Source organism: Caenispirillum bisanense, assembly GCF_039523075.1.
GTDB classification, from domain to species: Bacteria; Pseudomonadota; Alphaproteobacteria; order Rhodospirillales; family Rhodospirillaceae; genus Caenispirillum; species Caenispirillum bisanense.
This window is the reverse complement of the sequence record NZ_BAAAEP010000030.1, coordinates 1-23,443: the sequence shown is the minus strand read 5'-3', so window position 1 is coordinate 23,443 and position 23,443 is coordinate 1. Positions and strand designations below refer to the sequence as shown.

The window sequence follows — 23,443 nt, the reverse complement described above, 5'->3', positions numbered from 1 at the left end:
CACCCTCCCGTCCAGTCCGCGAGCCATGCCAGACCCCGCCGCCGCCCCGTCGCCCGCCCTGTCCATGCGCCTGCGCTTCAAGCGCGGCGGCGAGCTGGTGCTCGGCCCCGGCCGCATGGACCTGCTGGCCCGCATCGACAGCGAGGGCTCCATCTCCGCCGCCGCCCGCGCCATGGGCATGAGCTACCGCCGCGCCTGGCTGCTGGTGGACGAGACCAACCGCCACTTCGCCCGCCCGCTGGTCGAGTCGGTGGCCGGCGGCCAGCGCGGCGGCGGCGCCCGGCTGACCGAGGAGGGCCGCAGCGTGCTCGCCCTCTACCGCAGCATGACCGCCAAGGCCGAGGCCGCCATGGCCGAGGAAACGGCGGCGCTGCAGGCCCTGCTGGCACCGCCGGCCGGCTGAGCGCACATTTTCCATGCAGCTTTTTCCCTTGCCGCCGTTGCGGGCATCCTGTACTCAGGAAAGGCGCTATATCCGACCCGATACAAAATGAAGCCTGATCGAGGGAACGGAACCATGACCATCATCGGGATGACCGCCCCCGCTCGCTGACCGGCCGGACGCCCCTGCGGCGCCGGCCTTTCTTGTGGCTTTCGCTATGTATCACCGTATACAACGATAAAGGCATCACGAGGGAGAGTCGGCGTCCGTTCGGAAAAGACCGACCTGACAGGAGAGTGTGACCATGGGAGACCTGCGTTTCGCCCGCCGCCTCGCCGCCGCGGTGCTCGCCCTTGCCGGTGCCCTGACCGCCATCGCCGCCGCCCCGCCGGCCGCCGCGGCAGACGGGCGGACCACCATCTACGCCGCCGCCTCCACCACCAACGCCGTCACCGACATCATCACCGCCTTCACGGCCGAGACCGGCATCGCCGTCACCCCGTCCTTCGCCTCCGCCTCCACCCTGGCGAAGCAGATCGAGCAGGGCGCCCCGGCCGAGGTCTTCCTGTCGGCCAACAGCCAGTGGGCCGATTACCTGGCGGACCGCAATCTGGTGGTGGAGGGCAGCCGGCGGGATCTGGTGGGCAACCGGGTGGTGCTGATCGCCCCTGCCGACTCCCCCCTGACCGCCGTCGACATCGCCCCCGGGCTCGACCTGCCGGCGCTGCTGACCGGCAGCCGCCTCGCCGTCGGCGACCCGGAGCACGTTCCGGTCGGCCAGTATGCCAAGGCGGCGCTGGAGCACCTGGGCCTGTGGCAGGCGGCGGAACCGGCGCTCGCCCGCCAGAACGACGTCCGCTCCGCCCTGGCGCTGGTGGAACGCGGCGAGGCGGCGCTCGGCATCGTCTATGCCACCGATGCGGCGGTATCGACGGGGGTGAAGGTGGTCGGCACCTTCCCGGCCGACAGCCACCCGCCGGTCAGCTATCCGGTGGTGCTGGTGAAGGACACGCCGGCCGCCCGCGAGCTGCTGGCATTCCTGCAGGGGCCGGCGGCGCGGGAGATCTTCGTCCGCTACGGCTTCACCGTGAACTGATCGGGCACCGGCATGGACGCCCTCGCCCTCACCGCCGTGGAACGGGAAGCCCTGTGGCTCAGCCTCAAGGTGTCGTTCTGGGCCGTCACCGGCAGCCTGCCGCTGGGCATCGCCTGCGCCTGGCTGCTGGCCCGGCGGGAGTTTCCCGGCAAGGTGCTGGTCGACGGCCTCATCCACATGCCGCTGGTGCTGCCGCCGGTGGTGACCGGCTATGTCCTGCTGGTCACCTTCGGGCGGCGCGGGCCGGTCGGTCAGGCGCTGTGGGAGTGGTTCGGCATCCAGATCGTGTTCACCTGGAAGGCGGCCGCCATCGCCGCCGCCGTCATGGCCTTTCCGCTCATGGTGCGGGCCATCCGCCTCAGCATGGAAGGCGTCGACCGCGGGCTGGAGCAGGCCGCCCGCACCCTCGGCGCCTCGCCGCAGCGGGTGTTCCTCACCGTCACCCTGCCGCTGGTGGCGCCGGGGGTGCTGGCCGGGGTGATCCTGGCCTTCGCGCGGTCGCTGTCGGAATTCGGCGCCACCATCACCTTCGCCAGCAACATCCCCGGCGAAACCCGCACCCTGCCGCTGGCCCTCTACACCGCGACGCAGGTGCCGGGGGGCGATGCCGCCGCCTTCCGCCTGTGCGTCATCTCCGCCGTGCTGGCGCTGGCGGCCCTGGTGGCGTCGGAACTGCTGGCGCGGCGCATGCAGAAACGGCTGCGGGGGTAGCGCGCCATGCTCGACATCGCCGTCCGCCGCCTCCAGGGCGCCTTCACCGTCGATGCCGCCTTCGCCACGCCGGCGGCGGGGGTGACGGCGCTGTTCGGCCGCTCCGGCTCGGGCAAGACCTCGGTCATCAACATGATCGCCGGGCTGGCGAGGCCGGATGCCGGCCGCATTGCCGTCAACGGCGACACCCTGTTCGACAGCGCCGCCGGCATCGACGTCGCCATGGAGCGCCGCCGCATCGGCTACGTCTTCCAGGACGGCCGCCTGTTCCCGCACATGACCGTCGGCGCCAACCTCACCTACGGCATGCAGCTGGTGCCGGCGGCGCAGCGGGTGATCGGCCTTGATGCGGTGGTCGGGCTGCTGGGCATCGAGCACCTGCTCGAACGTCGCCCGGCCAAGCTGTCGGGCGGCGAGAAGCAGCGCGTCGCCATCGGCCGCGCCCTGCTCACCAGTCCGCGCCTGCTGCTGATGGACGAGCCGCTGGCCGCCCTGGACGAGACCCGCAAGGGCGAGGTGCTGCCGTTCATCGCCACCCTGCCGAAGCAGTTCGCCATCCCCATCGTCTACGTCAGCCACTCCCTGGACGAGATCCTGCGGCTGGCCGACACGCTGGTGCTGATGGAGGCCGGCCGCGCCGTCGCCGCCGGCCCGCTGGAGGACGTGCTGGGCGACCTGCCGGCCGCCGGCCCCCTGGACGCCGGCGAGGCCGGCAGCGTGCTCGCCACCACGGTGGAGGATCACGACGCCGCCCACCACCTGACCCTGCTGCGCTTCGCCGGCGGCCGGCTGGCGGTGCAGCGCATGGACCTGCCGGCGGGGGCGCGGGTGCGGGTGCGGCTACGCGCCAGCGACATCGGCATCGCCCTGGAACCGCCGCGCCACAGCAGCTTCCAGAACGTCTTCCCGGCCCGCATCGTCAGCCTGGAGCCGCCGGTGCTGGGGCAGGTGGACATCCGCCTGGATGCCGGCGGCGCTCCCTTGCGCGCCCGCATCACCAGCCGCGCCGCCGAGGCCATGCGGCTGGAGCCGGGACTGATCGTCCACGCCCTGGTCAAGTCGGTGGCGCTGACCCGTGGCGACATGGGCCGCCACAGCCCGCCGCCCCTGCCGCCGGAGGAGGACCGCCCATGAAGGTCGCCGTCTGCACCCAGGATTGCCTGCACGTCGATGCCCATTTCGGCTGGGCCGCCCACCTGATGCTGTTCGACGTCAGCCCCGAGGGCAGCCGCTTCCTGCGGCTGGTGCGCTGTCGCGGACCGCTCGCCGCCGCCGGCGATGCCGCCAAGCTGGAACCCAGGCTGCGCGCCCTGCGCGGCTGCCGGCTGGTGCTGGCGTCCGCCATCGCCGTCGAGGCCCGCGCCCGCCTGCGGCGGCTGGATGCGGCGGCGGTGGCCTCCCTCGCCGGCCAGCCGGTGGCCGGCGCCATCGCCGCCGGCCAGGATGCCCTGCGCCGCCGCCCGCCGCGCTGGCTGCGGCTGGCCCTGCAGCACGACCGCCGGCCGCCCACCCCGTCCGCCGCCGCCGCCGGCCGGAGGTGCGCGCCATGAGCCGTCTTCCCGATCCGCTGCTGCGCGACCTGCTGCCCGACGACGCCCCCTTCGGCGACCTGACGACGGAGGCGCTCGGCATCGGCGAGCGGCCGGCGCGCATCACCTTCGCCGCCCGCCGCGCCATGACGCTGGCCGGCGGCGCCGAGGCGGCACGGATGCTGGAACTGGCGGGGGCGCAGCGGGTCGCGCTGCACGCCGGCACCGGCGCGGCGCTGGCGGCCGGCGGCGTGTTCCTGACCGCCGAGGGGTCGGCGGCGGTGCTCCACCGGGCCTGGAAGTCGGCCCAGACCCTGGCCGAGACCATGAGCGGCATCGCCACCCGCGCCGCCGCCATGGTCGCCGCCGCCCGCCGCGGCGACCCGGCGACGGTGGTGGCCTGCACCCGCAAGACCTTCCCCGGCGGCAAGGCGGTCTGCGTCGCCGCCGTCAAGGCCGGCGGGGCGCAGATGCACCGGCTGTCGCTGTCGGAAACCGTGCTGCTGTTCCCCGAGCATCTGGCCTTCTGCGCCGATCCCGCCGCCGCCATCGCCGCCGTGCGCGCCCGCCTGCCGGAGAAGAAGGTGGTGGTGGAGGTGGGCTCGCCGGCCGCCGCCCTGGCCGCCGCCGAGGCCGGCGCCGACGTCGTCCAGCTGGAGAAACTGTCGCCGGAGGTCGCCGCCGCCATCGCCGCCGACCTGCGCCGCCTGCCGCATCCGCCGGTGCTGGCCGCCGCCGGCGGCGTCACCGCCGACAATGCCGAGGCCTATGCCCGCGCCGGCTGTCGGGTGCTGGTGACCACCTGGCCCTACCTCGGCGCCCCGGCCGACGTGGCGGTGACACTGGCGCCGGCTCTCCCTGCCGACGGCGGTTGACCTATATCAACGACAGCCGGGCCGGGGTTCGGCATGCTGCCCGCCGACCGTCATTGAACCGGCGGCGGCAGAGCCTTAGACTGCCGCCACCGACCTTCGCCCCATAGGACATCCGACCGTGGATCAGGACGCCGCCCTCATGGCCATGCTCGCCGCCGGCCTCAGCCATTGCGAGACGGTGTTCGTGGAGCGCGGCAGCCTGCTGGTCAGCCTGCTGCTGACCGGCCTGATCGGCGGCCTCACCCATTGCGCCGGCATGTGCGGGCCGTTCGTGCTCAGCCAAGTGACCGCCCGGCTGGAAAGCGTGCCGGCCAGCCGCATGCGCGAATGGCACCGGCTGACCGGCGCCGCCGTGCTGCCCTACCAGGTCGGCCGCATGACCACCTACATGCTGCTCGGCGCCGTGCTGGCGCTGGCGGCCGGCAGCCTGGGCGACCTCGCCGGCCTGCGCTGGCTGTCGGCGGCGCTGCTGATCCTGGCGGCGCTGCTGTTCATCGGCTACGCCATTCCCAAGCTGAAGCTCGCCCTGCCCGGCGGGCGCAAGGCCGAAGGCTGGTGGTCGGCGCGGGTCAGCCGCCTCGCCCGGCCGCTGTTCGCCACCCCCACCGGCTGGCGCGGCTACGGCCTCGGCCTCATGCTCGGCTTCATTCCCTGCGGCCTGCTCTATGGCGCGCTGGCCGCCGCCGCCTCCAGCGGCGATCCGGTGGCCGGGGCCTTCGGCATGGCCGCCTTCGCCCTCGGCACCATGCCGGCCCTGTTCGCCGTCGGCCTCGCCGGCCACATGGCCGGGCGGCGGTGGGGCAGCGTGGTCGCCAAGGTGGCGCCGGCGCTGCTGGTGCTCAACGCCGGGGTGCTCACCTACATGGCCGTGACGCTGGTTGCCTGAACGACCGCCCACCCATTCTGCCGTCGAACGGAAGGAACCGCCGTGAACAAGACCCTCGCCATCGTCGCCGCCCTGGCGGTCGTCGTCGTCGTCGGCCTCGGCCCCCGCCTCGCCCACTGGGTCGGCTTCCCCACCGGCGGCGCCAGCGCCGACGGCACCACCACCGGCTCCACCTCCGCCGTCGCCATCGGCGGCCCCTTCACCCTGGTCGACGGCGACGGCCGCACGGTCACCGAGCAGGACTTCCGCGGCAAGTGGATGGTGATCTACTTCGGCTATACCTACTGCCCCGACGTCTGCCCCACCGGCCTGTCGTCCATCGGCCAGGCGGTGGACATGCTGCCGGAGGCGCAGCAGGACAAGGTGGTGCCCCTGTTCATCTCCGTCGACCCGGAGCGCGACACGCCCGAGGTGGTCGGCGACTACGTCGGCCACTTCCACCCCCGCATGGTCGGCCTGACCGGCAGCGAGGAACAGGTCGCCGCCGTCGCCAAGGAATACAAGGTCTACTACAAGAAGGTGCAGGACGGCGACGGCCCCTACCTGATGGACCACAGCGCCATCGCCTATGTGATGGGGCCGGACGGCCAGTTCGTCCGCCACTTCAGCCACGGCGTGCCGCCCGAGGACATGGCCAAGGCCCTGGGCGAGCTGCTGGCCAAGGGCGGTGCCTCCTGATCCTCGCCGCCGCCACCGCCACCCGCACCGTCCGCGCACGCCCACGCCCATGATCCCCGGCCTCATCATCGCCGCGCCCGCCAGCGGCGGCGGCAAGACCACCCTGACCCTCGGCCTGCTGCGGGCCTTGCGGCGGCGCGGGCTGCGGCCGGTGTCGGGCAAGGTGGGGCCGGACTACATCGACCCCGCCTTCCACGCCGCCGCCTCCGGCGCCCCCTGCCTGACCCTCGATACCTGGGCCATGGACCACGGCCGCATCGCCGACCTGCTGGCGCGGCAGGCGGAGCGCGGCGCCACGCTGGTGGTCGAAGGCGTCATGGGCCTGTTCGACGGCGCCCCCGCCGCCGGCGTCGGCGGCGACGGCTCCACCGCCTCGCTCGCCGCCCTGACCGGCCTGCCGGTGGTGCTGGTGGGCGACGACACCGCCCAGGCGGCCCGCGCCGCCGCCGTGGTGCGCGGCTTCGCCACCCACCGGCCGGAGGTGACGGTGGCCGCCGTGGTCTTCACCAAGGTCGGCCCCGGCCGCCACGCCGACATCCTGCGCGAGGCAATGGCGGAGAGCCTGCCGCTGATCCCGGTCGTCGGCTGCCTGCCGCGGCTGCCCGGCCTCGGGCTGCCGAGCCGCCATCTCGGCCTGGTACAGGCGCTGGAGCACCCGGACCTCGACACCTTCCTCGACACCGCCGCCGATGCGGTGGAGGCGCACCTCGACCTCGACGCCCTCGCCACCCTCGCCCGCCCGGCCCGGCTGGCGGCGGCTGCTGCGGCGGCGGCTCCGGCGGCGGCGGCGGTGCCGCCGCTCGGCCAGCGCATCGCCGTCGCCCGCGATGCCGCCTTCGCCTTTGCCTATCCGGCGGTGCTGGAGGACTGGCGGCGGGCGGGGGCGGAGGTGCTGCCGTTCTCCCCGCTGGCCGACGAGGCTCCCGCCGCGACGGCCGATGCCGTCTACCTGCCCGGCGGCTACCCGGAACTGCACGCCGGCCGGCTGGCGGCGGCGGCCGGCTTCCTTGGCGGGTTGCGGGCGGCGGCGGCGCGCGGGGCGGTGATCTTCGGCGAGTGCGGCGGCTACATGACCCTCGGCGACAGCCTCACCGACGCCGACGGCACTGCCCATGCCATGGCCGGGCTGCTGCCGCTGACCACCAGCTTCGCCCGCCGTCGCCTGCACCTCGGATACCGCACTGCCGCGACTCGCGCCGCCGGTCCGCTCGGCCCCGCCGGGGCGGTTTACCGCGGCCACGAGTTCCACTACGCGACGATTACCGGCGAGGACTATGCGCGCGCAGATGAACTGTTTGAAACCAGAGACGCAGCAGGATCGTTGGTTATTTCAAACGGGTTACGGTGCGGCAGCGTCCTCGGGTCGTTCATTCACCTGATCGCCCGCCAGCCGGCAGCCCCTGCCCCATGAGTCGCGGCATGCGGCCGGACGCAGGGTGGGCCAGGGCTTCGGTGAGGATGCTGCGGCGCAATATCAGCAGTCTCTGCCGAAAGGCATAGGCGGGAGAATTAATTCAACAGAGGTAAGAGGTTGCTGTTCCGGCGCCGGCCTGCGGGCGGGCGCCATGGGTGCCGGCTGGCCCGCACGCAACATTCTTCTTGTTGCGAAACCGTGACTGTCTGTGCATTCATCTTTCTCGTCGAGGGAATTGGCCTAAACAAAAAACCGGCCAGTGGCGCAACGCGACTAACGGGGATCGGAGAGGTCAACGAAGAATGCTGTACCACTTCCATGAATTCCAGCATGCGGCGATGGCGCCCATGCGGGCCGTGGCGCGGGCCATGCACGAGGTCTATACCCACCCGTGGCTGCCCACCACCTACACCACCTTCGCCAAGACGCTGGCGGCCGGCGCCGACATGTTCGAGCGCGTGACCCGCAAGTATCCGAAGCCGCCCTTCGACCTGCCGACCACGGTGGTGCGGGGCGAGACGGTGCCGGTGGTGGAGGAAGTGACCTTCAGCCTGCCGTTCTGCAACCTGCTGCACTTCAAGCGCCCCGGCGCCCGCGGCGATGATCCGCGCCTGCTGATCGTGGCGCCCCTGTCGGGCCATTACGCGACGCTGCTGCGCGGCACGGTGGAAGCCCTGCTGCCCGACCACGACATCTACATCACCGACTGGGTGAACGCCCGCGACGTGCCGCTGTCGGCGGGGCAGTTCTGCCTCGACACCTATGTCGACTACGTGCGCCGGTTCCTGCACCACCTCGGCCCCAACACCCACGTCATGGCGGTGTGCCAGCCGGCGGTGCCGGTGACGGCGGCGGCGGCGCTGATGGCGGAGGATGCGGACCCCATGCGGCCGTCGTCCATCACCCTCATGGGCGGCCCCATCGACACCCGCGCCAACCCGACGGCGGTGAACCAGTTCGCCACCGAGAAGGAGATGGACTGGTTCGTCCATCACGTCATCCACACCGTGCCGCTGCAGTATGAAGGCCGCCTGCGCAAGGTCTACCCCGGCTTCCTGCAGCTGTCGGGCTTCATGTCCATGAACATGGACCGCCACATGGACGCCCACCTGCGCTACTTCCGTCATCTGGTGCGCGGCGACGGCGACAGCGCCTCGCAGCACCGGGCGTTCTATGACGAGTACATGTCGGTGATGGACCTGCCGGCCGAGTTCTACCTGCAGACCATCCGCAAGGTGTTCAAGGAATGGCAGCTGCCGCGCGGCCTGCTGGAGATCGACGGCCGCCGGGTGGACCTGGGCCACGTGCGCGACATCGCCTTCATGTCCGTCGAGGGCGAGAAGGACGACATCACCGGCGTCGGCCAGACCAAGGCGGTGCATGACCTGCTGGTGAATCTGCCGCAGGAAAAGCAGCGCTACCACATGCAGCCGAAGGTGGGCCATTATGGCATCTTCAATGGCCGCCGGTGGCGCGAGGAAATTCTGCCCCATGTCCGCGACTTCATTCGCGCCAACGACAAAGCCCTTCTGGGAGACCAAGCCGCTTGAGGCGATGACGCCGGCGGAGTGGGAATCCCTCTGCGACGGCTGCGGCAAATGCTGCCTGCACAAGCTGCAGGAGGAAGAGGAGGACGGCTCGCTCGGCGCGGTGATGCACACCAACGTCGCCTGCCGCCTCCTCGACCTCGGCAGCTGCCGCTGCAAGAAGTACCCCACCCGCTTCCGCTATGTGCCCGACTGCGTGCAGCTCACGCCCGAAACGGTGCATGACGTGAACTGGCTGCCGGCCTCCTGCGCCTACCGGCTGGTGGCCGAGGGCAAGCCGCTGGCGTGGTGGCACCCGCTGGTGTCGGGCGACCCCGCCACCGTGCACGAGGCCGGCATTTCGGTGCGCGGCCGCTGCATCTCCGAAACCCGCGCCGGCCCCCTGGAACACCACATCGTCGAATGGCCCGATCTCTGAAGGCTTTTGACCCGCCCGTGGTGGTCATCGACGGGCGCCCGCTGCCGGTGACGGTGAAGGCCTCCGCCACCAGCCGGCGCATTTCCCTGCGCGTCGATGCCATGAACGACGGCCTGATCGTGGTCATGCCAAGCGGCCTGCCGGCGCGCGAGGCGCTGCGCTTCGTCCACGACAAGACCGACTGGATCCGCGCCCGCCTGTCGGCGCTGCCGCCGCGGGTGCCCTTCGCCGCCGGGGCGGAGGTGCCGCTGCTCGGCATCCCCCACCGCATCGAGCCGGCGCCCGAGGCCCGGCGCGGCGTGTGGGCGGAGGACGGCTGCCTGCACGTCAGCGGCCTGCCGGAACACCTGCCGCGGCGGGTCGGCGATTATCTGCGCCGCCGGGCGCGGGAGGAAATCGCCCCTCGCGCCCACGCCTACGCCGCCCGCCTCGACCGCCGCATCACCGCCCTGACGGTGCGCGACACCCGCTCCCGCTGGGGCAGTTGCTCGTCGGGTGGGGCGTTGTCGTTCAGCTGGCGGCTGGTGCTGGCGCCGGAGGCGGTGCTGGACTACGTGGTGGCGCACGAGGTGGCGCATATGGTCGAACTGAACCACAGCACCCGGTTCTGGAACCTGGTGACCGAGCTGATGCCCGACCACGCCCGCCCCCGCCACTGGCTGAAGCAGCACGGCACCCGCCTGCACCGCTACGGCTGAGGGGCGCCCCCTGCGGGCCGCCCCTTGCCGTCTTACAGCGCCTTCACCATCGGGCCGACCGGAGCGCCGCCGAGGATGTGCAGGTGCAGGTGCGGCACTTCCTGGCCGCCGTCGTCGCCGGTGTTGGAGATGACGCGGTAGCCGGTGGCGTCCAGCCCCTTCTCCCGCGCGATCTTCGCCACCGCCCGCCACAGGGCGGCGATCTCGGCGTCGCTGGCGTCCTCGCCGAGCGCGGTGGCATCGGCGTAGGGGCCCTTCGGGATCACCAGGATGTGGACCGGGCGCTTGGGGGCGATGTCCTCGAAGGCGAGCACGAGATCGTCCTCGTAGACCTTCTTCGCCGGGATCTCGCCGCGCAGGATGCGGGCGAAGATGTTGGACTGATCATAGGCCATGGGTCGGCATGCTCCCGTGGTTGCGGTGATCGGAGGAAGAACGGCGCGGCCGGATCAGCCGCCGCGCGACGCCTTTTCGGTCAGGCCGGAGGTGCCGACGCGGCGTTCCAGCTCGGCATAGACATCGGCCGGGGCGACGCCGGCGTCGGCCCACAGCACCAGCAGATGATAGAGCAGGTCGGCGCTTTCGCTCACCACCTCCGCCGGCCCCTGGGACACGGCGGCGATGGCGCATTCCACCCCTTCCTCGCCCACCTTCTGGGCGATCTTGCGGCGGCCCTTGGCGAACAGGCGGGCGGTGTAGCTGCTGTCGGCGTCGGCGCCCTTGCGGCCCTCGATGACGGCGTGCAGGCGGTCGAGCACCTCGGCGGTGGCGGCGGGGGTGGTCATGGGCCGTCGTCCTTTCGCGTCGTGGTCGCGGGCGCCGTCAGTCGCGCATGGGGATGCCGGCGGCGCGCATGTGGTCCTTCGCCTGCCGGATGGTGTATTCGCCGAAGTGGAAGATGGAGGCGGCGAGCACCGCCGTCGCGTGCCCCTCGCGGATGCCTTCCACCAGGTGATCCAGCGTGCCGACGCCGCCGGAGGCGATGACCGGGATCGACACCGCATCGGCCACCGCGCGGGTGAGCGGCAGGTTGAAGCCCTGCTTGGTGCCGTCGCGGTCCATGCTGGTCAGCAGGATCTCGCCGGCGCCGTACTCTTCCATGCGCCGCGCCCACTCCACCGCATCCAGGCCGGTGGCGTTGCGGCCGCCGTGGGTGAAGATCTCGAACTTGCCGGGGGCCACAGACTTGGCGTCGATGGCGACGACGATGCACTGGCTGCCGAACTTCTCCGCCGCCTCGCGCACGAACTCCGGCCGGTGGACGGCGGCGGTGTTGATGGAGACCTTGTCGGCCCCGGCCAGCAGCAGCTTGCGAATGTCCTCCACCGCCCGCACGCCGCCGCCGACGGTCAGCGGCATGAAGCACTGCTCGGCGGTGCGGGCGACGACGTCGTAGAGGGTGCCGCGGTTTTCGTGGCTGGCGGTGATGTCGAGGAAGCACAGTTCGTCGGCGCCGGCGGCGTCGTAGATCCGCGCCTGCTCCACCGGATCGCCGGCATCCCGCAGCCCGACGAAATTGACCCCCTTCACCACACGGCCGTCCTTGACGTCCAGGCAGGGGATGATGCGCATCTTGAGCATCTGCGTGTCCTTATACCTTCACTTCCGGCGGCGGGGTTTGAACCACCAAGGCACCAAGACACCAAGAGAACACTCCCCAGCCTGACGGTCGTGTCCGGGCCCGTCGGCGGAGGCCAAGGAAAGTCTCCTTGGTGTCTTTGTGTCTTGGTGGTTCACCTACTCCCGGGCCTGTTACCCCTTCAGCACCGCCAGCGCCTGCGCCAGATCGATGCGGCCGTCGTAGAGGGCGCGGCCGGAGATGACGCCGACGATGCCCGACGCCTGCCGTGCCTTCAGCGCCTTCAGGTCGTCCAGCGACGCCACCCCGCCCGAGGCGATGACCGGCGTCGTCAGGCGCTCCGCCAGGGCGGCGGTGGCCTCGACGTTGGGGCCCTGGAGGGCGCCGTCACGCTCGATGTCGGTGTAGATGATGGCGGCGACGCCAGCGTCCTCGAACTTCAGCGCCAGGTCGACGGCGGTGATCTCGCTGGTTTCGGCCCAGCCTTCCACCGCCACCATGCCGTCGCGGGCGTCGATGCCGACGGCGATGCGGCCGGGGTGCGCCTTGCAGGCTTCCTTCACCAGTTCAGGATGGCGCAGCGCCACGGTGCCGAGGATGACGCGCTCGATCCCCTTGCCCAGCCACAGGTCGATGGTGGCGCGGTCGCGGATGCCGCCGCCCAGCTGCACCGGCACGTCGTCGGCCATGATGGCGAGGATCTCGTCCACCGCCTCGGCATTGACCGGCTGGCCGGCGAAGGCGCCGTTGAGGTCGACCACATGCAGCCACTCGCAGCCGGCGTCCTTGAAGGCACGCGCCTGCTCGGCGGGGGAGGTGTTGAAGACGGTGGCCTTGTCCATTTCGCCCTTGATGAGGCGGACGCAGGCGCCGTCCTTCAGGTCGATGGCGGGAAACAGGATCATGGTGCCCAGCGCAGGAAGTTGGAGAGCAGCGTCAGGCCGGTGACCTGGCTTTTCTCGGGGTGGAACTGGGTGCCGACCAGGTTGTCGCGGGCGACCATGGCGGTCAGCGTTTCGCCGTAGTCGACGGTGGCGAGGCGGTGCGCCGGATCGGCCGGCACGAAGTGATAGCTGTGGACGAAATAGGCATGGTCGCCGGGCGAGATGCCGCTCAGCAGCGGGTGGGCGCCGGCGGTGAACTCCAGCTCGTTCCAGCCCATGTGCGGCACCTTCAGCGCCGGGTCGCGGGGCTGGATGCGCACCACGTCGCCGGCGATCCAGCCGAGGCCGTCGGTGGTGCCGTGCTCGCGCCCGTGGCTGGCGAGAAGCTGCATGCCGACGCAGATGCCGAGGAAGGGGCGGCCCTTTTCCATCACCACCGCGTGCAGCGCTTCCACCATGCCCGGCACGGCATCAAGGCCGCGGCGGCAGTCGGCGAAGGCGCCGACGCCCGGCAGCACCACGCGGTCGGCGGCGCGCACGGCGGCGGCATCGGCGGTGACGAGGACGGTCTCGGACGAACCCGATTCGGCCACGGCGCGCTCCAGCGCCTTGGCGGCCGAGCGCAGGTTGCCCGATCCGTAATCGATGATGGCGACGGTCATGAAACGTATCCCACAGGGGCGGCGGGTGCCGGCGTACCGGCTATATGGGTCGGTCGCAGGCTTTGTAACAGGAACCCGGGCCGCGTCAAAGCCCCTGCCGCCGCTGCGGGCGGAGGATTGCCGCCGCCGCCCGCTCCCGCTACACTCCGCTCGCGACAAGATTGCAACCGTCGGGGGAGGGTGGCATGCAAAGGGGGCGACACGGAGGCCGCCGGGCGGCGGTGCTGGTGGCGGCCGCGCTGCTGGCCGGCTGCTCCACCGGCATGCCGATCCCGGCGGTGGAGATGCGCGCGCCGCCCGAGATGGGGTTCGAGCGCACGCTCGCCACCCTGCGCTTCCACGGCGCCACCATCGCCATCCCGCCCGGCACCACCATCGGCGGCTACGGCGGCAGCCTGTGGAGCTGCGCCGGGCGCAGCGATCCGATCTCGTGGCAGATGTCGCGGACGGAAGTGTTCAGCCGCAGCTTCGCCGACATTTTCTACGACCGCCTCAACCTTGCCGGCTACGCCACCACCGGCGACCCCAGCAACCTGTTCGCCGACATCGAGCGCGGGCGGCCGCGCACCGATTATCTGGTCGGCGCCCGCATCGATGAAATCCGCCTCGACCTCTGCCACCAGCGCGACCTGCTGACCGGCGACGAGAAGTTCCTGAAGACCGGGCGCGGCTATGTGCGGGTGCAGTGGCAGGTGTTCAGCCAGGCGCTGCGCAAGGTGGTCTACCAGACCGCCAGCGAGGGCGTGGCGACCCTGGAAGACCCGTCGCCGCTGGCGGTGCAGCTGCTCATCAACGCCGCCTTCGGCACCGCCGCCAGCAACTTCGCCGGCGACCCGGCGCTGCTCGATCTGGTCAGCCGCGATCCGTCGCAGTTCGCCATCGCCGACCGCGCCGTCGGTCCGGCGCCGCTGCTGGTGCCGCGCCTGCCCCTGCACGAGACGCCGCTGCCCGATCATGCCGAGGCGGTGCGCGCCGCCGTAGTGACGGTGGATACCGGCGCCGGCCACGGCTCCGGCGTGCTCATCACCCCGTCGCTGGTGCTGACCAACCACCATGTGGTCGAAGGCCACGATCAGGTGATGGTGCGCGATGCCTCCGGCGGCTTCCGCCGCGCCACGGTGCTGCGCCGCGACGGCCGCCGCGACGTCGCCCTGCTGCAGATGGCGGAAGCAGCGGCGGCGGTGCTGCCGGTGCGGCTCGACCCGCCGCCGGTGGTGGGGGAGGACGTCTATGTCATCGGCACGCCGCAGCGCAAGGGGCTGGCCGGCACGGTGACGCGCGGCATCGTCAGCGGCTTCCCCAGGAACGACCGCGGCCTGACCGACATCCAGGCCGACGCGGCGGTGGCGCCGGGCAGCAGCGGCGGCGCCCTGGTGGACGGCCGCGGCAACCTGCTCGGCCTCACCTATGCCGGTTTCCAGGGCGAGGGCGGCGGCGGCCTCGGCCTCAACCTGTTCATCGGCATCGCCGACGCCCTGCGCACCCTCAACCTGGTGGTCGACGACCCGCTGCCGGCCAGCGCCGACCCGTGGGACGACTACCCGGAGCCGGAGCCGCCGCCGCCGTCGCCGCCGGTCAGGGGATGACCCGGCCGCCCTCCAGCCGCAGCGAGCGGGTGGCGAGGGCGGCGAGGAAATCGGCGTCGTGGCTGACGATCACCATGGCCTGCGGCAGCCCGCGCAGAATGTCGATCAGCCGCGCCCGGTGGCGGGCATCCAGCGCGTTGGTGGGCTCGTCCAGCAGCAGCACCTGCGGCCGCATGGCGAGCACGGCGGCCAGCGACACCAGCCGCTTTTCGCCGCCCGACAGGTGGTGGGTGACGCGCGGACCGAAGCCGCTCAGCCCCAGCATCTCCAGCGTCTCGGCGACGATGGCGCGGGCCTCCTCGCGGCCGGCCCCCAGGTTGAGGGGGCCGAAGGCGACGTCCTCGGCCACCGTCGGGCAGAACAGCTGGTCGTCGGGGTCCTGGAACACGAAGCCGGCCTGCGGCCGCACCTCGGCGAAATCGGCCTCGGTCACCCGCTGCCGCCCGAAGGCGACGATGCGCCCGGCCTGCGGCTTCAGCAGCCCGACCACCAGCGACAGCAGGGTGGACTTGCCGGCGCCGTTGTCGCCCACCAGCGCCAGCCGCTCCCCCGCCGAAAGCGCCAGCGAGACGCCCTGCAGCACCGGCCGCTGCGGGCCATAGGCGAAGTGCAGGTCTTCGACCGCGATCAGCGGCGCCGCCGTCATGCCAGCCGGTCCGCCGTCAGCAGCGCGAGGCAGGCCGCCGTCAGCGCCGCCAGGAACAGCCAGTCGGCGGGCCGGCTGCGCAGATCGTCGAGCAGCGGGAAGCGGCCGGTGTAGCCGCGGCACTTCATGGCCGCCATCACCCGTTCCGAGCGCTCCAGCGACCGCACCAGCAGCATGCCGATGAGATAACCAAGACTGGTCAGGGTGTGGCGGTCGGTGCGCGGGCGGAAGCCGCGCGCCTTCATGGCGGTGCGCAGGCGGCCGTATTCCTGATGCAGGACTTCGATGTAGCGGACGGTCATGAGGAACAGTTGCACCAGTTTCTCGGGCACCCGCAGGCGGGCGAGGGCATGGCCGAGGGTGGTTTCGGGCAGCGTCCCGACCAGCGCCAGCAGGGCCAGGATCACCGCATTGGCCTTCAGCGCGATGCGCAGGGCGTGCTCCAGCCCCTGGCGGGAGGCATCGAAGCCCCACAGGGTGACCAGCGTCTCGCCGGGGGTGGTGAAGGGCAGCATGATGAGGGTGAGCACGATGAAGCCGTCCACCGCCAGCACCCGCCGCGCCGTCTCCGCCGCCGGCAGCCGCGCCCAGGCGGCCAGCAGCGCCGCCGCCGCCAGCGCCACACCGAGGCTGCGGAACTCGTGCAGCGCCACGGTGGAGAAGGCGAACACCGCCGCCGCCACCAGCCGCATGCGCGGGTCGATGCGGCGCAGCCCGGTCAGCGGCCCGTCGGCGAAGGTGCGCAGCGCCGTCTGGCCGGCCCGGCTATCGGTCATGACCCGGCGCTCTGTCGCCCGCGGTCAGGCACGGGCGGGGGCGGCGACGAGGCCGAAGGCATCGGGCTTCACCTTGCGCACCAGGGCGACGGCGGCGCCGGTCACCAGCGCCTCGGCCATCATCACCGGCACATGAGCGATGAACACCAGCTTGGCGGCGGGAATGAAGGCCTCGCCGGACAGGGCCAGCGACAGCCCGACCATGATCGTGGTCAGCGCCACTGCGCCGCCGCCCGCCACCACGCCGGCCACCGCCGCCGGGGTCGCAGCGGCGCTGCGCACCAGCGGCCGGCACAGCAGGCCGAACAGCACCGCCGGGGCGGCGATGTTGACCAGGTTGACGCCCAGCACGGTCAGGCCGCCGAAGCCGAAGAACACCGCCTGCAGGGCTAGCGCCACCGCCAGCGCCGGAAAGGCCGCCCACCCCAGCATCAGGCCGGCAAGCCCGCCCAGCACCAGATGGACCGACGACGGGCCCACCGGCACCTGCACCAGCGAGGCGACGAAGAAGGCCGCCGACAGCAGGCCGGCGCGCGGCAGCGCTTCCGGCGTCAGCGCCCGCAGGCCCAGCGCGATGCCGCCGACGGCGGCGGCCGAGGCGGCGACGATGACCGGGGCGGCCAGGGCTCCGTCAACGATATGCATGGCGACGACCCTCCCGGACGGTGGCGGACCGGCGGACCTGGGGGTGAAGGCGTGTGTGCGTCATCCTGGCGCTCCCTGAGGACGCCGGCGCGTTGCCCGCGCGGATTGCGGATGATGCCTGACCGAAGACCGGACCCGGCGCCGCCGCACATCCCCGCGCCACCGCACCGGCGGAACGGAATGATGCACGTCACCACGGCGGATGCCCGCACCCCCGGATCGCCCCGCCCGGAGGATGAGTGACGCCGCGACGGCAGGTCTCCTGGCTCGCGGGTCATCGCCCGGATGCCGCCTTCCCGACCGCCGTGGTGGCCGTCAGTGGCGCAATGGCATCCGCGCTCGCCGCTCACAGTTGCGGGGGCAGCTCCGGCATCGGCTCCCCGACGGGGTCGGTCCGTTCCGGCATTCCCTTTTCATCCCCGGGCTTTTCACCCACCTGGGGCAACCGTCGCGTTCGTCGGGAGTATGCCGGGCGCGCAGGTCTGCGTCAAACACATCCCGGCGTAGACTACCCAGGCGGGTATTGATCGTCGCCGCAGATGACGCACCGGGGGCGCGGCTGTTATGCTACGGGAAACAAGGGGTTTGGGGTCTACCGACGTGACGCAGCAGACGGCATCACGAGGGTCGCCGACGGTGACCCTCCTGAACAGGCTTGTGCGGGCCGTGCTGCTGATCGTTGCGGTCTGGGCCGGCGCCATGGTCAGCCTGTGGCTGATCGCCGACCGCACCCGCACCACCACCGCCATCGACGCCTCCATCAACCTGCTCCAGACCGTACTGCGGGCGGAGGAGCGGCGCCTGGGCATGACCGCCCGCGACTACACCTGGTGGGACGATTCGATCCACAACGTCCTGGTCGAGTTCGACCCGGCGTGGGCCGACAACAACATCGGCGGCTATCTGCATCAGGCCTTCGACATCACCCTGTCGCTGGTGATCGCCGGCGACGGCCGCCTCATCTACGGCGCCCGCGACGGCGCCCGGCTGGAGCCGCCGGACGCCTCGCCGCTGTCCGCCGGCTTCGGCGTGCTGGTGGAGGAAGCCCGCGTCAACCGGGCCGACACGCAGCCGCGCTGGGCGGCCGGCATCGCCCTGCTGGACGGCGTGCCGGCGCTGGTGGCGGTGTCGCCCTTCACCCCCGAGCGGCCCGACAGCCCGCCGAGCCCCGATGCCGACGCCGTGCTGCTGGTGGCCCGCCACCTGGATGCCGGCTGGGTCAGCGAACTGGGTCGCGAGTACCAGTTGGACGGCCTCGCCCTGCGGCCGGTGGAAACGCCCCTGCCCGACGGCCACAGCGCCGACATCCGCCTGACCACCCGCGACGGCGTGGCGCTGGCGGCCCTGTCGTGGCGGCCGCGCATCCCCGGCGACCGGCTCGACACCTCCGTCCTGGTGACCATGAGCGTGCTGTCGCTGACCATGCTGGCGCTGCTGGTGGTCTTCCTCGGCCGCGCCCGCCGCCTCGCCCGCCGGCTGGCGGAGGACGACGCCGTGCGGGCCGAGCAGGCGCTCGCCCTGGCCGACAGCGAGGAACGCCTGCGGCTGGTGGTGAGCAATGCGCCGGTGCTGCTGGTGGTCACCGACCGCGACGGCGACGTCCAGCTGGTGGAAGGCGGCGCCGACGGCCTGCGCGACAGCCTGCCCGACGCGGTGGCCGGGGCGCCGCTCGCCCATACGGTGGACAAGATGCCGGCGCTGGCCGACATCGCCGGCCGGGCCGAACGCGGCCAGACCGCCAGCGGCGAGGTGACCGCCGCCGGCCGCACGCTGGAGGTGGTCTGCGCCCCGCTGCGCGACACCGCCGGCCGCCGCTGCGGCATCGTCGCGGTGATGGTCGACATCAGCGAACGCAAGGCCATCGAGAACACCCTGCGGCGGGCGCTGGACGAACTCACCCGCTCCAACGGCGAGCTGGAACGCTTCGCCTACGTCGCTTCCCACGACCTGCAGGAGCCGGTGCGCACCCTGGTCGGTTATGCCCAGCTGGTGCGGCGGCGCTATGACGACCGGCTGGACGACGACGGCCGCGCCTTCCTGTCCTACATCGAGGAAGGCGCCCTGCGCATGCGGGCACTGGTGCAGGGCCTGCTGACCTACTCCCGCCTCGGCGCCCAGGCGGCGCTGCCGGAGCCGGTGGACGCCGGCGCCTCGCTCGCCACCGCGCTGGACAACGTGGCGGCGACGGTGCGGGAAACCGGCGCCTCCATCGTCGCCGGCCGCCTGCCCATGGTCTATGCCGAGCCGCTGCAACTGATGCAGGTGTTCCAGAACCTGATCGGCAACGCCCTGAAGTTCCGCCACCCGAACCGCCGGCCGCAGGTGACCATCACCGCCGAGCGGGCCCGCGACGGCTGGCAGATCACCATCCGCGACAACGGCATCGGCATCCCGCCCGACAGCCTGGAAACCGTGTTCGGCCTGTTCAAGCGGCTGCACGGCCCCACCGTCTACCCCGGCACCGGCGTCGGCCTGGCCATCTGCCAGCGCATCATCGAACGCAGCGGCGGTCGCATCTGGGCCACCTCCGACGGCGAGACCGGCACCGCCTTCCACTTCACCCTGCCCGCCCCGCCCGGCGATTCCGGCGGCCGCAGCGACGGCCGCGGCGGCGATGGCGACGAGCGCGCTATGCCCGAACTTCTCCCGCAGGTATAGTCGTCGTCCACCCGCCTCCCCACCTGCCGGGAATGCCTGCCGCCCCATGACCTTGCCCGATCCCTCGGCGCTGTTCGTGCTGGCCCTGCTGGGGGCCGTGTTCATCGCCTTCGTCAGCGAGCGGTTTCCGCCCGACTCGGTGGTGCTCGGCGCCGTGGCGGCGCTGCTCGCCACCGGCATCCTGTCGGCCGGCGAGATGCTGGCGGTGTTCAGCAACTCGGCCCCCATCACCGTGGCGGCTATGTTCATCCTGTCCGGCGCGCTCATGCGCACCGGCGCCATCGAGGCCTTCGGCGAGGCGGTCTCCTCCATCGCCAAACGACAACCGAGCCTCGCGCTGGCGGCGGTGGTGGTGGTGGTGATCGTGGTGTCGGCCTTCGTGAACAACACGCCAGTGGTGATCGTGCTGATCCCGGTGGTGATCAAGCTGGCGGGGCGGCTCAAGCAGTCGCCCTCGCGCTACCTCATCCCGCTCAGCTATGCCGCCATCCTGGGCGGCACCTGCACCCTCATCGGCACCTCGACCAACCTGCTGGTGGACGGCGTCGCCCGCGAGCAGGGCCTCGCGCCCTTCGGCATGTTCGAGATCACCCTGCCCGGCCTGGTGATGGCGGTGGTGGGGCTGCTGTACCTGGTGCTGTTCGGCCGCCACGTGCTGCCCGACCGCACCACCGTCACCAGCATGCTGGCCGCCGACGACCGCCCGCGCTTCCTGACCGAGGTGGTGATCCCCGAGGGCTCGCCGCTGATCGGCACCCGGCCGCGCGATGCCGCCGTCTTCACCCGCCACGACCGCCGGCTGGTGGACGTGGTGCGCGGCGACGATTCGTTGCGCCGCGACCTAGACGACGTGACCCTGCAGGCCGGCGACCGGGTGCTGGTGAAGACACCGGTGCACGAGGTCATGAGCCTGCGCGAGGACAGCGCCGTCTCCTTCCACGACCCGCACGCCCTGGAACCGGTGGGCAGCCGCCAGACCATGGTGGTCGAAGGCCTGATCGCGCCGGAAAGCCCCATGCTGGGCAAGACCCTGCGCCACCTGCGCCTGCGCCGCCGCTATGGCGTCTATCCGCTGGCCATGCACCGCCGCGGCGAGAACATCGGCGCCAAGCTGGAGGCGGTGCCGCTGCGGGTGGGCGACACCCTGCTGATGGAAGGCTCCGCGGAAGACGTGCGCCGCCTGTCCGACGAACAGGGCATCGTCAACCTGACCGAGCCGCAGGAACGCCCCTACCGCCGCCGCAAGGCGCCGGTGGTGCTGGCCGCCGTGCTGGCGGTGATGGCGCTGGCGGCGGTGGAAGTGCTGCCCATCGTGTCGCTGGCGGTGATCGCCGTCGCCATCGTCATCCTCACCCGCTGCATCGACCCGGAAGAAGCCTACCGCTCCATCGACTGGCGCATCCTGGTGCTGATCTTCGGCATGCTGGCGGTCAGCCGGGCCATGGAAAGCACCGGTGCCATGGCGTGGATCGTCGACGGCGTCATGGCCGCCATCGGCGGGCTGCCGCCGTGGGTGATCCTGGCCTGCATCTATGCGCTGACCTCGCTGCTGACCGAACTGATCTCCAACAACGCCATCGCCGTGCTGATCACCCCCATCGTCATCGGCATCGCCGAGCAGATGGGTGTCGACCCGCGGCCCTTCGTGGTGGCGGTGATGTTCGCGGCCTCGGCCAGCTTCGCCACGCCCATCGGCTACCAGACCAACACCCTGGTCTACGGCGCCGGCGGCTATCGCTTCTCCGACTTCCTGAAGGTCGGGGTGCCCATGAACATCCTGGTCGGCATCACCGCCGTGCTCGTCATCCCCATATTCTGGCCCTTCTGACGCAGCGGCCGCATCTGCCGGTGGCAGCGCCGGGTTTTCGACATATCTTAATGAAAACCTGCCCGTCCGCCGCCACCGCAGCAGCCACCGCCCCCGCGAGGAAGGAGACACTCCCCCGTGCTCGACGCCGTCAACATAGCCATCCTGTTCGGCGCCGGGCTTGTGACCCTCAGCATCTTCACCAGCCTGCTGTCGATGCGCGTCGGCGCCCCGCTGCTGCTGGTGTTCCTGCTGGTGGGTCTGGCGGCGGGAGAGGACGGCTTCCTCGGCATCGACTTCGACAATGCCCCCGCCGCCTACTTCGTCGGCTCGCTGGCGCTGGCGGTGATCCTGTTCGATTCGGGCTTCGGCACGCCCATGAAGAGCTTTCGCATGGCGGCCGGGCCGGCGCTGTCGCTGGCAACCGTCGGCGTGCTGCTGACCGCCGGGCTGCTGGGCGTGGCGGCCCACCTGCTGATGGACCTGACGCTGATCGAGGGGCTGCTGCTGGGTGCCATCGTCTCCTCCACCGACGCGGCGGCGGTGTTCTTCCTGCTGCGGGTCGGCGGCATGAAGCTGCGCGACCGGGTGCGCTCGACGCTGGAGATCGAATCGGGCTCCAACGACCCGATGGCGGTGTTCCTGACCATCCTGCTGGCCGACATGGCGGCGCGCGGCCTCACCTTCAGCGACATCGGCCCGGAGGTGGCGCTGACCGTCGTGCAGCAGCTGGGCCTCGGGCTGGTGGCCGGCTTCGCCGGCGGCAAGGCCATCGTCATGGTCATGCGGCGGGTGCGGCTGGATGCCATGCTGTCGCCGCTGACGGTGCTGTGCCTCGCCCTCACCCTGTTCGGACTGGTGAGCGTGGTCGGCGGCTCCGGCTTCCTGGCGGTCTATGTGGCCGGCGTCACCGCCGGCAACGATGCCATGCCGCAGGCGGCGACGCTGAAGCGGTTCCAGGCCGGCATGACGTGGCTGGCGCAGATCGTCATGTTCCTCACCTTGGGCCTGCTTGCCACCCCCTCCAGCTTCGCCGCGGTGGCGGTGCCGGCGGTGCTGCTGGCGGTGTTCCTCATCCTGGTCGCCCGTCCGGTGGCGGTGTGGCTGGTGCTGCTGCCGTTCCGCTTCTCCCCCCGCGACACCCTGTTCGCCAGCTGGGTCGGATTGCGCGGCGCCGTCTCCATCCTTCTCGCCATCGTGCCCATGGTGGCGGGGCTGGAGGTCGGCCAGACCCTGTTCAACACCGCCTTCATCATCGTGCTGGTCAGCCTGGTGGTGCAGGGCTGGTCGGTGCGCTGGATGGCCCACCGCCTGGGCATGCTGGTGCCGTCGCGCTCCGGCCTGGTGGAGCGCTTCGAGCTGGAGCTGCCCGACCGCGCCGGCCATGAACTGGTGGTCTACCGCATCACCGAAAACGCCGCCGTCACCGAGGGCGAGCGGGTGCCGCGCTGGGCCCGGCCGGCGCTGGTGGTGCGCGAGGGGCGCTCGCTGGCCTGGCGGCAGGCGGGCGGCCTGCGCAAGGGCGATTACGTCTATGTCTTCATCAACCCGCAGTACGTGCCACTGCTCGACCGCCTGTTCGCGCGGCCGGAGGGGCCGGACCTGTCGGATACCGCCTTCTTCGGCGACTTCCCGCTCAGCCCCGACACCACCCTCGACAGCGTCGCCGCCCTCTACGGCCTGCCGACGCCGCCCGGCCTCGACCCCACCCGCACCCTGATCGAGACCTTCCGCCACGTCTTCGACGGCCGCGCCGCCCCCGGCGATCGCATCGCCCTCGGCACCGCCGAGGTGATCGTGCGGGAACTGGACGAACACGGCGAGATCGCCTCGCTCGGCCTCGGCATCGCGCCGGCGCCGCAGGTGGCGGGCCGGCTGCCGCCGCGGCTGGCGCGGCTGGTGGCGCCGTTCAGCCGCCCGCGCACCGTGCCGCCGCCCGGCGGGCGCGCAGGCCGCGCTCGCCGGG

24 protein-coding genes and 1 riboswitch are annotated in these 23,443 nt (G+C 71.9%); of the genes, 16 read left to right on the top strand and 8 right to left on the bottom strand.

The genetic code is table 11. The features are described 5' to 3' along the window. The first annotated feature begins 25 nt into the window (after positions 1 to 25). From ABD056_RS14050 to ABD056_RS13995, 12 genes are all read left to right on the top strand, one after another. Positions 26 to 403, top strand: coding sequence for a winged helix-turn-helix domain-containing protein (locus ABD056_RS14050; RefSeq protein WP_343867558.1), 378 nt, complete (start codon positions 26 to 28; stop codon positions 401 to 403). A 283-nt stretch (positions 404 to 686) separates the two neighbouring features. After that, a complete protein-coding gene (modA, locus tag ABD056_RS14045) occupies positions 687 to 1,478 on the top strand; it encodes a molybdate ABC transporter substrate-binding protein (protein ID WP_343867556.1) in 792 nt (263 codons plus the stop codon). Between the two features lie 12 nt (positions 1,479 to 1,490). Then, positions 1,491 to 2,189: a molybdate ABC transporter permease subunit gene (gene modB / locus ABD056_RS14040; RefSeq protein WP_343867554.1), complete on the top strand. Its 699-nt coding sequence runs from the start codon at positions 1,491 to 1,493 to the stop codon at positions 2,187 to 2,189. A 6-nt stretch (positions 2,190 to 2,195) separates the two neighbouring features. Beyond that, complete coding sequence (modC, locus tag ABD056_RS14035; protein ID WP_343867552.1) at positions 2,196 to 3,323, top strand: molybdenum ABC transporter ATP-binding protein; 1,128 nt, start codon at positions 2,196 to 2,198, stop codon at positions 3,321 to 3,323. Further along, positions 3,320 to 3,739 carry a NifB/NifX family molybdenum-iron cluster-binding protein gene (locus tag ABD056_RS14030; protein ID WP_343867550.1) on the top strand — a complete coding sequence of 140 codons (420 nt, stop codon included), beginning with the start codon at positions 3,320 to 3,322 and terminating at the stop codon, positions 3,737 to 3,739. Before modC ends, ABD056_RS14030 begins: the two co-directional genes overlap by 4 nt. Then, positions 3,736 to 4,593, top strand: coding sequence for a ModD protein (gene modD, locus ABD056_RS14025; protein WP_343867548.1), 858 nt, complete (start codon positions 3,736 to 3,738; stop codon positions 4,591 to 4,593). Before ABD056_RS14030 ends, modD begins: the two co-directional genes overlap by 4 nt. 118 nt (positions 4,594 to 4,711) lie before the next feature. Continuing rightward, a complete protein-coding gene (locus ABD056_RS14020; protein ID WP_343867546.1) occupies positions 4,712 to 5,479 on the top strand; it encodes a sulfite exporter TauE/SafE family protein in 768 nt (255 codons plus the stop codon). 42 nt (positions 5,480 to 5,521) lie between these two features. Then, a complete protein-coding gene (locus ABD056_RS14015) occupies positions 5,522 to 6,157 on the top strand; it encodes an SCO family protein (RefSeq protein ID WP_343867544.1) in 636 nt (211 codons plus the stop codon). A 49-nt stretch (positions 6,158 to 6,206) separates the two neighbouring features. Beyond that, positions 6,207 to 7,568, top strand: a complete 1,362-nt coding sequence (locus tag ABD056_RS14010) for a cobyrinic acid a,c-diamide synthase CobB (protein ID WP_343867542.1) — start codon at positions 6,207 to 6,209, stop codon at positions 7,566 to 7,568. A gap of 305 nt (positions 7,569 to 7,873) precedes the next feature. Further along, entirely contained in the window at positions 7,874 to 9,121 is a 1,248-nt protein-coding gene (locus ABD056_RS14005; protein ID WP_343867540.1) for a polyhydroxyalkanoate depolymerase, read from the top strand. 4 nt (positions 9,122 to 9,125) lie between these two features. Continuing rightward, positions 9,126 to 9,536 (top strand): YcgN family cysteine cluster protein, encoded by a 411-nt coding sequence (locus ABD056_RS14000; RefSeq protein ID WP_425545040.1) that lies wholly within the window; start codon positions 9,126 to 9,128, stop codon positions 9,534 to 9,536. Between the two features lie 17 nt (positions 9,537 to 9,553). Further along, on the top strand, positions 9,554 to 10,234 hold the full coding sequence (locus ABD056_RS13995; protein ID WP_343867537.1) for a M48 family metallopeptidase: 681 nt from the start codon (positions 9,554 to 9,556) through the stop codon (positions 10,232 to 10,234). 32 nt (positions 10,235 to 10,266) lie between these two features. On the opposite strand, the gene ABD056_RS13990 is transcribed toward ABD056_RS13995, so the two are convergent. From ABD056_RS13990 to hisH, 5 genes are all read right to left on the bottom strand, one after another. Beyond that, positions 10,267 to 10,629 (bottom strand): histidine triad nucleotide-binding protein, encoded by a 363-nt coding sequence (locus ABD056_RS13990; RefSeq protein ID WP_343867535.1) that lies wholly within the window; start codon positions 10,627 to 10,629, stop codon positions 10,267 to 10,269. 54 nt (positions 10,630 to 10,683) lie between these two features. Beyond that, positions 10,684 to 11,019, bottom strand: a complete 336-nt coding sequence (locus ABD056_RS13985) for a phosphoribosyl-ATP diphosphatase (protein WP_343867533.1) — start codon at positions 11,017 to 11,019, stop codon at positions 10,684 to 10,686. 37 nt (positions 11,020 to 11,056) lie between these two features. After that, on the bottom strand, positions 11,057 to 11,815 hold the full coding sequence (gene hisF / locus ABD056_RS13980; RefSeq protein ID WP_343867531.1) for an imidazole glycerol phosphate synthase subunit HisF: 759 nt from the start codon (positions 11,813 to 11,815) through the stop codon (positions 11,057 to 11,059). Between the two features lie 171 nt (positions 11,816 to 11,986). After that, positions 11,987 to 12,718, bottom strand: coding sequence for a 1-(5-phosphoribosyl)-5-[(5-phosphoribosylamino)methylideneamino]imidazole-4-carboxamide isomerase (gene hisA / locus ABD056_RS13975; RefSeq protein ID WP_343867529.1), 732 nt, complete (start codon positions 12,716 to 12,718; stop codon positions 11,987 to 11,989). Continuing rightward, positions 12,715 to 13,359, bottom strand: coding sequence for an imidazole glycerol phosphate synthase subunit HisH (gene hisH / locus ABD056_RS13970; protein ID WP_343867527.1), 645 nt, complete (start codon positions 13,357 to 13,359; stop codon positions 12,715 to 12,717). Before hisH ends, hisA begins: the two co-directional genes overlap by 4 nt. A gap of 185 nt (positions 13,360 to 13,544) precedes the next feature. Here hisH and ABD056_RS13965 point away from each other — a divergent pair, with 185 nt between their 5' ends. Beyond that, complete coding sequence (locus tag ABD056_RS13965; protein ID WP_343867525.1) at positions 13,545 to 14,945, top strand: S1C family serine protease; 1,401 nt, start codon at positions 13,545 to 13,547, stop codon at positions 14,943 to 14,945. On the opposite strand, the gene ABD056_RS13960 is transcribed toward ABD056_RS13965, so the two are convergent. From ABD056_RS13960 to cbiM, 3 genes are read right to left on the bottom strand one after another with little or no spacing between them, the layout of a single operon-like run. Further along, positions 14,935 to 15,591 carry an energy-coupling factor ABC transporter ATP-binding protein gene (locus ABD056_RS13960; RefSeq protein ID WP_343867523.1) on the bottom strand — a complete coding sequence of 219 codons (657 nt, stop codon included), beginning with the start codon at positions 15,589 to 15,591 and terminating at the stop codon, positions 14,935 to 14,937. The genes ABD056_RS13965 and ABD056_RS13960 overlap by 11 nt on opposite strands. Further along, complete coding sequence (cbiQ, locus tag ABD056_RS13955) at positions 15,588 to 16,367, bottom strand: cobalt ECF transporter T component CbiQ (RefSeq protein ID WP_343867521.1); 780 nt, start codon at positions 16,365 to 16,367, stop codon at positions 15,588 to 15,590. Before cbiQ ends, ABD056_RS13960 begins: the two co-directional genes overlap by 4 nt. 24 nt (positions 16,368 to 16,391) lie before the next feature. Further along, complete coding sequence (gene cbiM / locus ABD056_RS13950) at positions 16,392 to 17,012, bottom strand: cobalt transporter CbiM (RefSeq protein ID WP_343867519.1); 621 nt, start codon at positions 17,010 to 17,012, stop codon at positions 16,392 to 16,394. Positions 17,013 to 17,247: 235 nt separating this feature from the next. Then, a riboswitch (cobalamin riboswitch) is annotated at positions 17,248 to 17,477 on the bottom strand. 171 nt (positions 17,478 to 17,648) lie between these two features. Here cbiM and ABD056_RS13945 point away from each other — a divergent pair. From ABD056_RS13945 to ABD056_RS13935, 3 genes are all read left to right on the top strand, one after another. After that, on the top strand, positions 17,649 to 19,670 hold the full coding sequence (locus tag ABD056_RS13945) for an ATP-binding protein (RefSeq protein WP_343867517.1): 2,022 nt from the start codon (positions 17,649 to 17,651) through the stop codon (positions 19,668 to 19,670). A 46-nt stretch (positions 19,671 to 19,716) separates the two neighbouring features. Next, positions 19,717 to 21,498, top strand: coding sequence for an SLC13 family permease (locus tag ABD056_RS13940; RefSeq protein WP_343867515.1), 1,782 nt, complete (start codon positions 19,717 to 19,719; stop codon positions 21,496 to 21,498). A 117-nt stretch (positions 21,499 to 21,615) separates the two neighbouring features. After that, positions 21,616 to 23,443 (top strand): potassium/proton antiporter (locus tag ABD056_RS13935; protein WP_343867513.1); only part of this gene is annotated, 1,828 nt, incomplete at its 3' end.